This window comes from Citrobacter sp. RHBSTW-00859, from assembly GCF_013729795.1.
In the GTDB taxonomy this organism is placed as follows: Bacteria; Pseudomonadota; Gammaproteobacteria; order Enterobacterales; family Enterobacteriaceae; genus Citrobacter; species Citrobacter braakii.
The window spans coordinates 803565-818593 of sequence record NZ_CP056284.1; the positions used below are offsets into that span (position 1 = coordinate 803565).

Annotated in this window: 18 protein-coding genes; 14 read left to right on the forward strand and 4 right to left on the reverse strand. The window is 51.2% G+C overall.

The window, feature by feature from the left end; translation table 11 throughout:
- Positions 1 to 241 precede the first annotated feature (241 nt).
- Both exbB and exbD read left to right on the forward strand, forming a co-directional pair.
- Complete coding sequence (gene exbB, locus HV302_RS04110; protein WP_016154502.1) at positions 242 to 976, forward strand: tol-pal system-associated acyl-CoA thioesterase; 735 nt, start codon at positions 242 to 244, stop codon at positions 974 to 976.
- A gap of 6 nt (positions 977 to 982) precedes the next feature.
- Positions 983 to 1408, forward strand: a complete 426-nt coding sequence (gene exbD / locus HV302_RS04115) for a TonB system transport protein ExbD (RefSeq protein WP_016154501.1) — start codon at positions 983 to 985, stop codon at positions 1406 to 1408.
- A 71-nt stretch (positions 1409 to 1479) separates the two neighbouring features.
- Here exbD and HV302_RS04120 read toward each other — a convergent pair whose 3' ends face one another.
- Both HV302_RS04120 and HV302_RS04125 read right to left on the reverse strand, forming a co-directional pair.
- Positions 1480 to 1887, reverse strand: coding sequence for a cytoplasmic protein (locus tag HV302_RS04120; protein ID WP_181626947.1), 408 nt, complete (start codon positions 1885 to 1887; stop codon positions 1480 to 1482).
- Between the two features lies 1 nt (position 1888).
- Positions 1889 to 2293: a hypothetical protein gene (locus HV302_RS04125; RefSeq protein WP_016154499.1), complete on the reverse strand. Its 405-nt coding sequence runs from the start codon at positions 2291 to 2293 to the stop codon at positions 1889 to 1891.
- Between the two features lie 104 nt (positions 2294 to 2397).
- Here HV302_RS04125 and HV302_RS04130 point away from each other — a divergent pair, with 104 nt between their 5' ends.
- Positions 2398 to 2901 (forward strand): ESA_00282 family adhesion-associated protein, encoded by a 504-nt coding sequence (locus HV302_RS04130; RefSeq protein WP_016154498.1) that lies wholly within the window; start codon positions 2398 to 2400, stop codon positions 2899 to 2901.
- A gap of 68 nt (positions 2902 to 2969) precedes the next feature.
- Here HV302_RS04130 and HV302_RS04135 read toward each other — a convergent pair whose 3' ends face one another.
- Positions 2970 to 4010 carry an aldo/keto reductase gene (locus HV302_RS04135; RefSeq protein WP_046276176.1) on the reverse strand — a complete coding sequence of 347 codons (1041 nt, stop codon included), beginning with the start codon at positions 4008 to 4010 and terminating at the stop codon, positions 2970 to 2972.
- A gap of 155 nt (positions 4011 to 4165) precedes the next feature.
- On the opposite strand from HV302_RS04135, the gene yghX reads away from it, so the two are divergent.
- From yghX to hybG, 11 genes are all read left to right on the forward strand, one after another.
- Positions 4166 to 5053: a YghX family hydrolase gene (gene yghX, locus HV302_RS04140; protein WP_049268743.1), complete on the forward strand. Its 888-nt coding sequence runs from the start codon at positions 4166 to 4168 to the stop codon at positions 5051 to 5053.
- A 214-nt stretch (positions 5054 to 5267) separates the two neighbouring features.
- The gene (locus HV302_RS04145) at positions 5268 to 6908 is read left to right on the forward strand and encodes a methyl-accepting chemotaxis protein (protein ID WP_181626948.1); all 1641 of its coding nucleotides are present in this window, start codon (positions 5268 to 5270) and stop codon (positions 6906 to 6908) included.
- An 85-nt stretch (positions 6909 to 6993) separates the two neighbouring features.
- Positions 6994 to 7281: a DUF2623 family protein gene (locus HV302_RS04150; RefSeq protein ID WP_016154494.1), complete on the forward strand. Its 288-nt coding sequence runs from the start codon at positions 6994 to 6996 to the stop codon at positions 7279 to 7281.
- Positions 7282 to 7470: 189 nt separating this feature from the next.
- On the forward strand, positions 7471 to 8589 hold the full coding sequence (hybO, locus tag HV302_RS04155) for a hydrogenase 2 small subunit (RefSeq protein WP_016154493.1): 1119 nt from the start codon (positions 7471 to 7473) through the stop codon (positions 8587 to 8589).
- A gap of 2 nt (positions 8590 to 8591) precedes the next feature.
- Complete coding sequence (hybA, locus tag HV302_RS04160) at positions 8592 to 9578, forward strand: hydrogenase 2 operon protein HybA (protein ID WP_003828357.1); 987 nt, start codon at positions 8592 to 8594, stop codon at positions 9576 to 9578.
- Positions 9568 to 10746, forward strand: a complete 1179-nt coding sequence (hybB, locus tag HV302_RS04165; RefSeq protein ID WP_016154492.1) for a Ni/Fe-hydrogenase cytochrome b subunit — start codon at positions 9568 to 9570, stop codon at positions 10744 to 10746. Before hybA ends, hybB begins: the two co-directional genes overlap by 11 nt.
- Positions 10743 to 12446 (forward strand): hydrogenase 2 large subunit, encoded by a 1704-nt coding sequence (gene hybC, locus HV302_RS04170; RefSeq protein ID WP_003024476.1) that lies wholly within the window; start codon positions 10743 to 10745, stop codon positions 12444 to 12446. Before hybB ends, hybC begins: the two co-directional genes overlap by 4 nt.
- On the forward strand, positions 12446 to 12940 hold the full coding sequence (locus HV302_RS04175; protein WP_016157468.1) for a HyaD/HybD family hydrogenase maturation endopeptidase: 495 nt from the start codon (positions 12446 to 12448) through the stop codon (positions 12938 to 12940). The genes hybC and HV302_RS04175 overlap by 1 nt, the downstream gene beginning before the upstream one ends.
- Entirely contained in the window at positions 12933 to 13421 is a 489-nt protein-coding gene (hybE, locus tag HV302_RS04180; protein WP_016154490.1) for a hydrogenase-2 assembly chaperone, read from the forward strand. Before HV302_RS04175 ends, hybE begins: the two co-directional genes overlap by 8 nt.
- Positions 13414 to 13755: a hydrogenase maturation nickel metallochaperone HypA gene (gene hypA / locus HV302_RS04185; RefSeq protein ID WP_016157467.1), complete on the forward strand. Its 342-nt coding sequence runs from the start codon at positions 13414 to 13416 to the stop codon at positions 13753 to 13755. Before hybE ends, hypA begins: the two co-directional genes overlap by 8 nt.
- Before the next feature lie 30 nt (positions 13756 to 13785).
- Complete coding sequence (gene hybG / locus HV302_RS04190; RefSeq protein WP_181626949.1) at positions 13786 to 14034, forward strand: hydrogenase maturation factor HybG; 249 nt, start codon at positions 13786 to 13788, stop codon at positions 14032 to 14034.
- Positions 14035 to 14084: 50 nt separating this feature from the next.
- On the opposite strand, the gene yghU is transcribed toward hybG, so the two are convergent.
- The gene (yghU, locus tag HV302_RS04195; RefSeq protein ID WP_016154488.1) at positions 14085 to 14951 is read right to left on the reverse strand and encodes a glutathione-dependent disulfide-bond oxidoreductase; all 867 of its coding nucleotides are present in this window, start codon (positions 14949 to 14951) and stop codon (positions 14085 to 14087) included.
- Positions 14952 to 15029: the final 78 nt, after the last annotated feature.

Sequence of the window (15029 nt, forward strand, 5' to 3'; positions counted from 1 at the left end):
CCTGTTTTTATACGTCTGGATGTCTAAACTACCATGAATCAAAGATGACGCATCCTGCAGAACGGTCATACAGTAGAAAATAATCTCAAAATGCTTCTGGTGACTTTTTTACTGCGTAAGCGCAAGGAAAAGAAACCAAAGGTGCGGCAATATGTAAATAGTAATGAGAACGACTATCAATTCGACGTCGTTTTGATATCATTACGCTCAGATTTTGTGATTTGCGTCCTGGAGATACAGAGTGGGTAATAATTTGATGCAGACGGATCTTTCCGTCTGGGGTATGTATCAGCACGCCGATATCGTGGTTAAGTGCGTGATGATTGGGCTGATTTTGGCATCAGTGGTCACCTGGGCTATCTTCTTTAGTAAGAGCCTTGAGTTCTTTACTCAGAAACGCCGCCTTAAGCGTGAACAGCAACTGCTGGCGGACGCCCGCTCTTTAGACCAGGCAAATGAGATTGCTGCAGGATTTGATGGCAAAAGCCTGGGCGCACAGTTGATTTACGAAGCGCAGAACGAACTGGAATTGTCAGAAGGCAGCGACGACAACGAAGGTATTAAAGAGCGTACCGGCTTCCGTCTGGAGCGTCGTGTGGCGGCGGTAGGTCGTCATATGGGACGTGGTAACGGCTACCTGGCCACCATCGGGGCTATCTCTCCATTTGTGGGTCTGTTCGGTACCGTATGGGGCATCATGAATAGCTTCATCGGGATTGCACAAACCCAAACGACCAACCTGGCCGTTGTTGCGCCGGGTATCGCAGAAGCACTGTTAGCGACGGCGATCGGTCTGGTCGCGGCAATTCCTGCGGTCGTTATCTACAACATTTTCGCACGTCAGATTGGCAGCTATAAAGCGATGCTGGGCGATGTCGCGGCACAGGTGCTGTTGCTGCAAAGTCGCGATCTGGACCTGAACGCTAGCGCTTCTGCCCATCCGGTACGTGCAGCGCAGAAATTACGTGTAGGATAATGTTCCATGGCAATGAGCTTTAATGAAAACCTGGACGATAACGGTGAAATGCATGAAATCAACGTGACGCCGTTTATCGATGTTATGTTGGTTTTATTGATCATCTTTATGGTGGCCGCACCGTTGGCAACGGTGGATGTGAAGGTGAATCTCCCGGCTTCCACCAGCACGCCGCAGCCGCGTCCGGAAAAACCGGTTTACCTGTCTGTTAAAGCCGATAAGAGTATGTTTATTGGCAACAATCAGGTGACGGATGACACCATGATTAGCGAATTAAATACGCTGACCGATGGGAAGAAAGACACCACGATTTTCTTCCGTGCGGATAAAACCGTCGATTATGAAACCATGATGAAAGTTATGGATACGCTGCATCAGGCGGGTTTCCTGAAGATTGGTCTGGTCGGTGAAGAGACCGTGAAAGCGAAGTAATCCTGATTGCCGGGTAATGGTTGTTGCCTTACCCGGCCTTCCTCTCCTGATTTAACTCACCCCACACGCCCTTATCTGTCCTCATCCAGTGCGACTGCCGTTATCCTGGTGGGTTCGTAGTTCCCTTCAGACAGTTTACGCGTCAGGCGTAAGGTGGCTGTTTCTCGCTTGAGTATATGCTGGTATGTGCTCTCCAGCCGGGCCATGATTTTGTCCCGTAGTTCTGGTAGCTGCTCCATAATGGCTTCAATCGCGGCGCCATAGATCTCTTCTTTAGCCTGCAGCGCATAAATTTCGCGACGATTTTGCCATTTCATCCGCACCAGCGCGGCGGGAATAGAGACCATCTCCTGGGCAACGCTTTCCAACGTCGCATTTTTATTGGCAATCAATACGGCCAAATTTTGCTTTAAGACAAACTCATCGCTTTTATGGTCATCTAAAGCCAAATAAACATTATTATCCTCAACATCTTTCATTTTATTTCTCTTCCAGAGAATAAAAAATAGGATCGCTGGTCTCACGCGTAATTAAATTAAGCCAAATTTTATTGCCCTGTTCATTTACGCTGGCTGTTTTTGTCGATAAAATTTTACTTAATTCTTGAGCGTTAATGTCGCCTTCCGCTTGTAGTGAATTGAGCAGGCGAGTGAAGGACTCAATTTTTGCGGCACGAAACAGGCGCTCTTTTAAATGGCGATCGCACTCTTCAAATAACATATTGCGCGCCTGGCCGTTAGCGGTAGAGCTAATCAAAATATCGGGTTCGTAATCGCTTAATGTTCTCTTTCCCTGAGTCAAATTTTCACTATTATCTGTGGAACTGGTATTAGTAGATGAGCTGGATAAGTGAAAACGAGAGGGAACAAGATGCTCGGGAAGCATGTTGAAATATCCTTTGATGCCAATGATATGTTGTTCTAAATAAACCAGGCTGCGTTGACAATAGCATGGCGTAATTTTAAAATCAAAAAAAATGGAGCCAGTATATGAACAGTATATTTTATTCTGTTATTACCCTGCTATTGCTTACCTGCGGGGTACTTTTGTTGATGCGCAGTGCAAATAAAAACCGATATGCAGAAAATGGGCACTCTGAAAACCAGCCGGAAATGCTGAGTAAAGAAGAGGGGGAAGATCATTTTTCGGTACTGATGAATTCGATTACCCCAGTATGGTATTGGCGCGTTAATCACGAATATATCGATTTTATCCACTCAACGATCAAGCGGATGACAATGGTAGAGCTAAATGAGACGCCAGGGTTATTTGATGCACAGCGGCGTTGTAGCGATCTCAACTCTGCGGTGTATAAATATTACGACAATATAAAAAAGCGCTGTCTGAGCGGTGAGAAAGTCCCGCATGCCGATCTGGATGTGCTTAACTTACGCCAGTGCTTCAGGGAGTTCAGTCTGGAGGCTTATCCTGCGCTTGTCGCGCTGGTGTGGCCGGAATTTCAACGTCCAGAGATCAAAGCGGAAGAGGTGTGAAGGGATTAGCTGGCCCTGTTACGTGCCGGGGAGGCTAACGCCGCTTCCCGGCACAGAGTTACAAACGGCTATTTGTCAGATGAGGCCTGCCACAGGTTCAGCTTACCATCCGCGACATGTTTATCGATCTGCGCCAGTTCTTCGGCGCTGAACGTCAGGTTAGACAACGCCTGAACGTTCTCCTCCAGTTGCTCCGGTCGGCTGGCGCCAATTAATACCGACGTCACCCGGTTGTCTTTCAGCAGCCAGCTTAAGGCCATTTGCGCCATCGACTGTCCGCGCTGTTGCGCCATTTCATTGAGCAAACGCAGGCTGTTAAGGTTTTCTTCCGTCAGCATATTTTCCGTCAGCCCACGAACTTTTTTCCCTTCACGCTGCATGCGTGAACCTTCCGGAATGCCGTTGAGGTATTTCCCCGTCAGCAGCCCCTGGGCCAGCGGCGTAAATGCGATGCAGCCCATGCCGTTGGATTCCAGCGTATCCAGCAGACCGCTGCTGTCTACCCAACGGTTAAGCAGGTTGTAAGAAGGCTGGTGGATCAGCAGCGGAATTTTCCATTCCCGCATCAGCTCGGCCATTTTCTGCGTACGCTCCGGGGAATAGGATGAGATACCGACATACAGCGCTTTACCGCTTTGCACCGCATGTGCCAGCGCTGAGGCGGTCTCTTCCATTGGCGTATTTTCGTCAACGCGGTGCGAGTAGAAGATATCGACATAGTCGAGGCCCATGCGTTTCAGGCTCTGGTCGAGGCTGGCGAGCAGGTATTTGCGCGAACCGCCAGAACCGTATGGCCCTGGCCACATGTCATAGCCTGCTTTGGTGGAGATGATCAGTTCATCACGATAGTGTGCAAAATCCTCGCGCAGTAATCGGCCAAAATTCTCTTCTGCGCTGCCCGGAGGCGGCCCGTAGTTATTGGCTAAATCAAAATGCGTGATGCCTAAATCAAATGCTTTACGCAGCAGAGCGCGCTGTGAATCCAGCGCCTGAACGTGCCCAAAACTGTGCCACAAACCCAGCGATAGCGCGGGTAAACGTAAACCGCTGCGCCCGCAGTAGCGATAGAGCATCTGCTCGTAACGTTCAGGATTGGCAAACCAGTCCATGAGATCTCCTTAGTGCAGGTGAATTTCGAAACAACGTTTCTATTCTAGCGGGTTCATGGTGAATATCCCGTTCACCAGGTCACACTGGAATGAAAAACTGGGCAAAAACAGACCACTGTGCTTTGCTTAAAAAAACATCGATCCGGAGTGCTGCCATGTCGCGTCTAACTGCCAAAGACTTTCCGCAAGAATTGCTCGACTACTATGACTATTACGCTCATGGCAAAATAACGAAACGCGAGTTTCTCAATCTTGCTGCGAAATATGCAGTCGGTGGTATGACGGCGCTGGCTTTATTCAATGTATTGAAACCCAATTATGCCCTCGCAACGCAGGTGGAGTTCACCGATCCTGATATCCTGGCGGAATACATGACTTACCCTTCACCTGAAGGGCATGGTGATGTGCGTGGGTATCTGGTCAAACCTGCGAAAGCGACGGGGAAAGTTCCGGCGGTAGTGGTGGTGCATGAGAATCGTGGGCTGAATCCGTATATTGAGGATGTGGCACGGCGGGTGGCAAAGGCGGGCTATATTGCGCTCGCGCCTGATGGCTTAAGTTCAGTGGGGGGCTATCCTGGCAATGATGATAAAGGTCGGGAGTTGCAGCAGCAGGTTGACCCCGTAAAGCTGATGAATGACTTTTTTGCCGCCATTGAATTTATGCAGCGTTATTCAGGCGCGACGGGAAAGGTGGGTATCACCGGATTTTGCTACGGTGGCGGCGTGTCGAACGCCGCAGCCGTTGCTTTTCCTGAACTGGCCTGCGCAGTGCCTTTTTATGGGCGTCAGGTTCCTGCATCAGATGTCCCTAAAATAAAAGCGCCTTTATTACTGCACTATGCGCAATTAGATACCCGAATTAATGAGGGATGGCCCGCCTATGAAGCGGCGCTCAAAGCCAATAAGAAAGTCTATGAGGCATATATCTATCCCGGCGTTAATCATGGTTTTCATAATGACTCGACACCGCGTTATGATAATGCTGCCGCTGATTTGGCCTGGGAACGTACTCTTGCATGGTTTAACAAATATTTACGATAGAAAACAAGGGATTATTTAATGCTTCAGGTTAATTATCTGAATAATAATGCTAGCTAATTTCATTAGCATTCATGTTGATATAGTGTAAATAATATTGGATGTACTTAAGAAAGTAAAAAAATAAAGAATGCATTATATCTTCTCTGTTGCCTGCCGATAACAAGGATAAGTATCGCCTGATGGCGAATTCCTCATCAACGGCAAGGAAATTATTATGCGTTTGCTGAAAAACTTCACTATTCGTATTGTCATGTTGGCAATACTGGGACTTTTTTGCCTGCTCTGGTCGGGCGTGGGTTTTTTCAGTCTTCATTCTTTATCAAAAATATCTGAAGGCAATGATATTGACCGTCATCTTGTCCATCAGATGACGGTGCTCAGTCAGGGGAACGATCAGTATTTTCGCTTCGTAACGCGCTTAAGTCGCGCCATGGATGTCAAAATGAGCGGCGGAACGCCTGATTTTGCACCAGCGCAGCAGTCCCTGGAGAATATGAGCAAAAAACTCCAGGAGATGAAAACGTTGTCTCCGGGGCCTATGGATCCGGACGTTGCCGCGGCGGTACTGACGAAGTGGCAGGCGCTGCTGGATAACGGGGTGGTTCCGCAAATGCAACTGGCGCAGCAGGGCACGCTTACGGCCTTTGCGGAGCATGCCAGCACCGTTACGCCAGCGCTGAGCCGTGAATTTGGCGCCAGTGCCGAACGTTTTAACGCCACGGCAGGTGAGCGGCTTGATACCACGCGTGTCATGGTCGATGGCAAAACGTCTATCATCCGGACGCTAATTATTACCGCCGTGATCCTCGGTATTGCTCTCCTGTTCTTCACAGATCGTTACCTCGTCGCCATGATGGTGAAACCCCTGGGACGTATCCGCCAGCAGTTCCAGCAGATTGCTCAGGGCGATCTCAGCCATCCAATCGAAGATTTTGGCCGTAACTGCGTGGGCCAACTGGTGCCGTTATTGTGCGCGATGCAGGACAGCCTGCGCGAAGCCGTCAGTACAATTCGCTCAGGTAGTGACAACATCTGGCGAGGGGCTACGGAAATTTCCACCGGCAATAACGATCTCTCATCGCGTACTGAGGAGCAGGCTGCGGCGCTGGAAGAGACCGCTGCCAGCATGGAGCAACTGACCGCAACGGTAAAACTGAACGCCGAAAATGCGCGTGAAGCCAGCCAGCTTGCCGATACGGCGACAGAGACGGCAGGTAAAGGGAGCAGCCTGGTTTCAGAAGTGGTTGAGACGATGGACGGCATTGCCGCCAGCTCTAAACAGATCGCGGAAATTACGTCGGTTATTAATAGCATTGCCTTCCAGACCAATATTCTGGCGCTGAACGCGGCAGTTGAAGCTGCCAGAGCAGGTGAGCAGGGGCGTGGTTTTGCCGTTGTTGCCGGTGAGGTGCGTAACCTTGCCAGCCGTAGCGCCGGGGCGGCGAAAGAGATTGAGACGCTGATTGGCGAATCGTCGCGTCGCGTCGATCAGGGCGCTCGACTGGTTAAAGAGACGGGATTAACCATGGAGGCGATTCTGCGCGGAGCCACCGAAGTGACCGTTATCATGAAGCAAATTGCTTCTGCCTCAGAAGAACAGAATAAGGGCATTTCGCAGGTGAGCGTGGCGATCACGCAGATGGACAGCGTAACGCAACAGAACGCCGCGCTGGTAGAGCAAGTTTCCGCCGCAGCTGTGGCGCTTGAACGGCAAACGGAAGAGCTGCAACGCTCGGTACAACAGTTCCGCCTTTCAGCAAACGATGTGCAGTACGCCGCCGCCAGCACCGCTTCCCCTTCAGCAGACAGCAAAACGTCTGCGGCCGCTAAAAAGGATGAATGGGTGTCCTTTTAAGCGGGCATAAAAAAGTACGTGATACCTCTGGTCTTTGCTTAAAAAATCGCTATATAATTTATTATATAGCGATTGGAGGTTATGCATGGACAACCATTTTGGAAAAGGCTTGATGGCCGGATTAAACGCGTCAAGTGCGGATAGCGCACGCACGGCGGCCAATTTTTGTGCTGATTATAAACGCGGTTTTGTGCTGGGATTTTCTCATCGAATGTTTGAAAAAACGGGCGATCGACAGCTCAGCGCGTGGGAAGCGGGGATCCTCACGCGTCGCTATGGGCTGGATAAAGAGATGGTTATGGATTTCTTTAAAGAGAACCAGTCCAGTACAACAATTCGTTTTTTCATGGCTGGCTATCGTCTCGAAGCTTGATCCGAAAGGGGTATTATCTTGCTTTAATTAATTACACTATTGACCTACGCCTTCGTTTTGTTGCTCCGCCGAAGTATTATAATGCACATAACCATATAAAAAGTGTGGTAAATGGCGCGCCGATCGCAATATGCAACATGCGAAAGGTGCAAAATAAAAGCCAGGTCTTCGCAACGGAATAACTATAAAATGACTGGAGATAACTCTCTCATCAATTCGAACGGCATCAATCGCCGTGATTTCATGAAGCTTTGTGCAGCACTGGCCGCTACCATGGGGCTCAGTAGCAAAGCCGCCGCAGAAATGGCCGAATCAGTTTCTCGTCCTCAGCGTCCACCGGTTATCTGGATTGGTGCGCAGGAGTGTACGGGTTGTACTGAATCGCTACTTCGCGCGACACACCCTACAGTGGAAAACCTCGTTCTGGAGACAATCTCTCTGGAATACCATGAGGTACTCTCTGCCGCCTTCGGCCACCAGGTCGAAGAGAATAAACATAACGCTCTGGAGAAGTACAAAGGGCAATATGTTTTGGTTGTAGATGGTTCTATCCCACTGAAAGACAATGGTATTTACTGCATGGTTGCCGGTGAGCCGATCGTAGATCACATCCGCCGGGCCGCAGAAGGCGCTGCCGCTATCATTGCCATCGGCTCTTGTGCCGCGTGGGGTGGTGTTGCTGCTGCTGGCGTTAACCCAACGGGTGCCGTCGGCTTGCAGGAAGTTCTGCCAGGCAAAACCATCATCAACATCCCCGGCTGTCCTCCGAACCCGCACAACTTCCTTGCAACGGTCGCGCATATCATCACTTACGGTAAGCCGCCGAAGCTGGATACCAAAAACCGTCCGACATTTGCCTATGGTCGTTTGATTCACGAACACTGCGAACGTCGCCCGCACTTCGATGCAGGTCGTTTTGCTAAAGAGTTTGGCGATGAAGGTCACCGTGAAGGCTGGTGCCTCTACCATCTGGGCTGTAAAGGACCAGAAACCTACGGCAACTGCTCAACGCTGCAATTCTGCGATGTTGGCGGCGTGTGGCCGGTGGCAATCGGTCACCCTTGCTACGGCTGTAACGAAGAAGGTGTCGGTTTCCATAAAGGTATTCACCAGCTTGCTCATGTGGAAAACCAAACACCGCGTTCCGAGAAACCTGACGTCAATATGAAAGAAGGCGGCAATATTTCTGCCGGGGCGATTGGGCTGCTTGGTGGCGTAGTAGGACTGGTTGCCGGTGTCAGCGTGATGGCGGTTCGTGAACTGGGGCGTCAGCAGAAGAAAGATAACGCTGACTCACGGGGAGAATAACCGTGAACAGACGTAACTTTATTAAAGCAGCCTCCAGCGGGGCATTGCTGTTGGGCGCTGCGCCGTCCATCAGCCATGCGGCTGCAGAAAACCGTCCGCCGATTCCTGGTTCTCTTGGGATGCTCTATGACTCGACGCTGTGCGTAGGCTGCCAGGCCTGTGTCACCAAGTGTCAGGATATCAACTTCCCGGCGCGTAACCCGGAAGGCGAGCAGACCTGGTCGAACAACGACAAACTGTCACCGTATACCAATAACATCATCCAGGTGTGGCGTAGCGGAACAGGCGTCAACAAAGACCAGGAAGAAAACGGCTACGCATACATTAAGAAGCAGTGCATGCACTGTGTCGATCCGAACTGCGTCTCCGTTTGCCCGGTCTCCGCGCTGAAGAAAGATCCGAAAACTGGCATCGTCCACTATGACAAAGATGTCTGCACGGGCTGTCGTTACTGCATGGTCGCCTGCCCGTACAATGTGCCTAAGTATGACTACAACAACCCGTTTGGTGCGCTTCACAAATGTGAACTGTGTAACCAGAAAGGTGTTGAGCGTCTGGACAAAGGCGGTTTACCGGGTTGTGTTGAAGTGTGCCCTGCTGGTGCGGTGATTTTTGGTACGCGTGAAGAGCTTATGGCTGAGGCGAAAAAACGTCTCGCGCTGAAGCCTGGCAGCGAATACCACTATCCGCGTCAGACGGTGAAAGCAGGCGATACCTATCTGCATACGGTACCGAAGTATTACCCCCATCTGTACGGCGAGAAAGAGGGTGGTGGTACACAGGTTATGGTACTGACGGGCGTTCCTTACGAGGATTTGGATCTGCCGAAACTGGATGATCTTTCAACCGGTGCGCGTTCCGAACATGTTCAACATTCCTTGTACAAGGGCATGATATTACCCCTGGCTGCGCTGGCGGGCTTAACCGTGCTGGTTCGTCGTAACACGAAAAACGACCATCACGATGGAGGAGACGATCATGAGTCATGATCCTAAACCGCTGGGCGGAAAAATAATCAGCAAACCGGTCATTATTTTTGGGCCGCTTATCGTCCTGTGTATGCTCCTGATCGTGAAACGTCTGGTCTTCGGATTGGGCTCAGTCTCCGATCTGAACGGCGGTTTCCCATGGGGTGTATGGATCGCGTTTGACCTGCTGATTGGTACCGGCTTCGCGTGCGGTGGCTGGGCTCTGGCGTGGGCGGTGTATGTTTTCAACAGAGGACAATACCATCCACTGGTACGTCCGGCGCTGTTGGCGAGCCTGTTTGGCTACTCGCTGGGTGGTCTGTCGATCACCATTGACGTCGGTCGTTACTGGAACCTGCCGTATTTCTACATTCCGGGCCACTTCAACGTGAACTCGGTACTGTTCGAAACGGCGGTCTGTATGACCATATATATCGGCATCATGGCGCTGGAATTTGCTCCGGCTCTGTTTGAACGTCTGGGGTGGAAAGTCTCTCTCAAACGTTTGAATAAAGTGATGTTCTTTATCATTGCCCTTGGCGCGCTGCTGCCAACTATGCACCAGTCTTCGATGGGTTCATTGATGATTTCTGCGGGCTATAAGGTGCATCCGCTATGGCAAGCTTATGAAATGTTGCCGCTTTTCTCCGTATTAACCGCTTTTATTATGGGCTTCTCGATCGTCATCTTCGAAGGCTCGTTGGTACAAGCCGGGCTGAAAGGTAATGGTCCGGACGAGAAAAGTTTGTTCATCAAGCTGACGAATACCATCAGTGTGCTGTTGGCGATTTTCGTGGTCCTGCGCTTTGGCGAACTGATCTATCGCGACAAGCTGTCCTATGCGTTCTCAGGCGATCTTTACTCCCTGATGTTCTGGATTGAAGTCGTGCTGATGGTCTTCCCGCTGGTGGTGCTGCGCGTCACTAAGCTGCGTAACGACTCGCGTATGCTGTATCTGTCTGCGCTGAGCGCATTGTTGGGTTGTGCGACATGGCGTCTGTCCTATTCGCTGGTGGCGTTCAATCCAGGTGGTGGCTACCACTACTTCCCGACCTGGGAAGAACTGTTGATTTCTATTGGTTTTGTGGCTATTGAGATTTGTGCATACATCGTACTCATTCGTCTACTGCCGATACTTCCTCCTTTAAAACAAAACGATCAAAATCGTCATGAGGCGAGCAAAGCATGAGCCAGAGAATTACTATTGATCCGGTAACCCGTATTGAGGGTCATTTACGCATCGACTGCGAAATCGAAAATGGCGTGGTATCTAAAGCATGGGCTTCCGGTACCATGTGGCGCGGCATGGAAGAGATCGTGAAAAACCGCGATCCGCGCGATGCCTGGATGATTGTGCAGCGTATCTGTGGCGTTTGTACTACCACTCACGCTATCTCTTCCGTTCGTGCAGCAGAAAGCGCGCTGAATATTGATGTTCCGGTGAACGCACAGTATATCCGTAACATCATTCTGGCCGCGCACACCACGCATGACCACATTGTTCACTTCTATCAGCTCTCTGCGCTGGACTGGGTGGATATCACCTCTGCACTGAAAGCAGATCCAGCGAAAGCGTCTGCCATGCTGAACGGCGTGTCCTCCTGGCACCTGAACAGCGCAGAAGAGTTCACTAAGGTTCAGAACAAGATCAAAGACCTTGTTGCCAGCGGTCAGTTAGGCATTTTTGCCAACGGTTGCTGGGGTCACCCGGCGATGCAGCTGCCGCCAGAAGTGAACCTGATTGCGGTCGCTCACTACCTGCAGGCGCTGGAATGCCAGCGTGATGCTAACCGTGTTGTGGCGCTGTTGGGCGGTAAAACGCCGCACATTCAGAACCTGGCGGTAGGCGGGGTTGCTAACCCAATTAACCTCGACGGCCTTGGCGTGCTGAACCTCGAGCGCCTGATGTATATCAAGTCCTTTATCGATAAGCTGAGCGACTTCGTTGAGCAGGTTTACAAGGTTGATACCGCAGTTATTGCTGCGTTCTACCCTGAGTGGCTGGAACGTGGTCAAGGTGCAGTTAACTATCTGAGCGCACCGGAATTCCCGACTGACGGTAAAAACGGCAGCTTCCTGTTCCCGGGTGGTTACATCACCAATGAAGATCTGTCGACCTATCGTCCGATCACCTCTCACTCCGATGAGTACCTGATCAAAGGGATTCAGGAGAGTGCGAAACACGCGTGGTACAAAGACGAAGCGCCGCAGGCTCCGTGGGAAGGCACAACGGTTCCTGATTACACTGGTTGGTCAGATGACGGCAAGTACTCCTGGGTTAAAGCACCGACCTTCTACGGTAAAACGGTTGAAGTGGGTCCGCTGGCCAACATGCTGTGTAAACTGGCGGCCAAACGCGAGTCTACCCATGCCAAGCTGAATGAAATCATCGCGATTTACACCAAGCTGACCGGTAAAACTATCGAAGTGTCACAGCTGCACTCTACGTTGGGCCGTATTATTGGCCGTACCGTTCACTGCTGTGAACTGCAGAACGTTCTGCAGGATCAGTACAACGCGCTGATTGTGAACATCGGTAAAGGTGACCACACCACCTTCGTGAAACCGGATATCCCGGCAACGGGTGAATTTAAAGGTGTCGGTTTCCTCGAAGCGCCGCGCGGTATGCTGTCTCACTGGATGGTGATCAAAGATGGCATTATCAGCAACTACCAGGCGGTAGTACCGTCAACCTGGAACTCTGGCCCACGTAACTTTAATGATGAAGTGGGACCGTATGAGCGCTCGCTGGTAGGTACGCCGATTGCCGATCCAAACAAACCGCTGGAAGTGGTTCGTACCATTCACTCCTTCGACCCTTGTATGTCATGTGCGGTGCATGTGGTGGACGTTGATGGGAACGAAGTGGTCTCAGTTAAGGTTCTGTAATGCGGATATTAGTCTTAGGGGTCGGCAATATTTTGCTGACCGACGAAGCCATCGGGGTACGTATCGTTGAGGCATTAGAACAACGGTACGTCCTGCCAGACTTTGTTGATGTTCTGGACGGTGGTACGGCTGGGATGGAGCTTCTCGGTGATATGGCGAACAGAGATCATCTGATCATTGCTGACGCCATTGTGTCGAAGAAAAACACGCCAGGAACGATGATGGTCCTGCGGGATGAAGAGATCCCGGCGCTGTTTACCAACAAAATCTCACCGCACCAGCTTGGTCTGGCCGACGTATTGTCGGCCCTGCGTTTCACCGGCGAGTTTCCGAAAAAGCTGACGTTAGTCGGTGTTATTCCGGAATCGCTGGAGCCGCATATCGGACTAACGCCAACGGTTGAAGCGATGATTGAACCTGCGCTTGAGCAGGTTCTTGCCGCGCTTCGCGAATCAGGTGTTGAAGCGATCCCGCGGGAGGCGGCTCATGTCTGAGGAGTTTGTCGGTTTTCAGACGGCCCCGAAGATGCAAATTCAGGCAGCGTTTGAAGAGGTTGCCCGGCGTTCAATGCACGATCTCTCTTTCCTGCATCCGAACATGCCGGTATATGTCTCTGAATTTACGCTGTTTGAAGGACAGTGGACGGGGTGTGTTATCACGCCCTGGATGCTCAGCGCACTGATTTTCCCCGGACCGGACCAGATCTGGCCGGTGCGTAAAGTCAGCGAAAAAATCGGACTGCGTCTGCCGTATGGCGAGATGACCTTTACCGTTGGTGAACTGGAGGGCGTATCGCAATACCTTTCCTGCTCACTGATGTCGCCGCTTTCGCACAGTATGTCGGCGCAAGAAGGCATGCGTCTGACTGACGATTGCGCGCGAATGCTGTTATCGCTGCCGGTTAGCGATCCGAATGCGCCGCAGCTTAATCGCCGCGCGTTGCTGCTGGGTCGTCGGAACTGCGAAAATGCATGAGCTGTCCCTTTGTCAGAGCGCGGTTGAGATTGTTCAACAGCAGGCAGAGCAGCACGGTGTCAAACGTGTAACCGGTGTTTGGCTGGAAATCGGGGCGCTCTCCTGCGTTGAAGAGAGCGCCGTTCGTTTCAGTTTCGACATCGTCTGTCAGGGGACGCTGGCTCAGGGTTGTGAGCTGCATATTGATTACAAGCCAGCCCAGGCATGGTGCTGGGATTGCAGTCAGGTTGTGGAAATCACCCAGCATGATGCGCAGTGTCCACAATGTCAGGGCGATCGTCTGCGGGTTGATGCTGGCGATTCACTGAAAGTGAAAAGTATTGAAGTCGAATAACCCATAGGTTGCTATGGGGCGGAGTCAGATATGTGTATTGGAGTCCCTGGTCAGGTTCTGGCCGTTGGTGAAGATATTCACCAGCTTGCGCAGGTTGAAGTGTGCGGCATCAAACGTGATGTCAATATTGCCCTGATTTGTGAAGGTGATACAGCTGAGCTGGTCGGGCAATGGGTGCTGGTGCACGTAGGGTTCGCCATGAGCATCATTGATGAAGATGAAGCTAAAGCCACGTTAGACGCACTTCGCCGCATGGAGTTCGACGTCACCAGCGCGTGACAAATCCTGAATGAAATTGCCGGATAGCGGTTGCCATCCGGCAATTTATTTTAGTTCTGGCGCTTATCTTCGGTTTGGGTATCGAAGTCGCTGGCGTCATGGCGTTCATGAAGCTGCTCGTTCAGCGGTCCGTTAGTGCGGTTTACAATACGGCCACGCTTAACCGCCGGACGCGCTGCAATCTCTTTTGCCCAGCGTTGTACGTGCTTGTAGCTTCCTGCGTCAAGGAACTCTGCTGCGTCGTAGACGTTGCCCAGAACCACATTGCCAAACCATGGCCAGACCGCCATATCGGCAATGGTGTATTCATCTCCGGCCACAAACTGATGTTGCGCCAATTGCTTATCCAGCACGTCGAGTAAGCGCTTGGCTTCCATGGTGAAGCGATTGATAGCGTACTCAATTTTTACCGGAGCATAGTTATAGAAGTGGCCAAAGCCTCCGCCGAGGAACGGTGCTGCGCCTTGTAACCAGAACAACCAGTTCAGCGTTTCGGTGCGTTTTGCCAAATCCTGAGGCAGGAAATAACCATATTTTTCCGCTAGATAGAGCAGGATTGCGCCAGATTCGAATACGCGAACCGGTGGGTTTTGCGAGTGATCGCGTAGCGCTGGGATCTTCGAGTTCGGATTCACCTCAACAAAGCCGCTGGAAAACTGATCTCCATCGCCAATGCGGATAATCCAGGCATCGTATTCCGCGCCCTTCACCCCCTGCGCCAGCAACTCCTCCAGCATGATCGTCACTTTCTGCCCGTTTGGCGTACCCAGCGAATAGAGCTGAAGCGGATGTTTGCCAACCGGCAGCGTTTTCTCGTGGGTGGCTCCGGAAACCGGGCGGTTGATATTGGCGAATGCGCCCCCGTTCGATTTTTCCCACGTCCAGACTTTCGCGGGCTGATAGGTATTGTCTGACATATTGACCTGCCTTCTGAGTGGTTGTGTTGATGCAGTGTAGCAGTTAGGTAGAACTCAATTTAACAGATTGGGACTTTA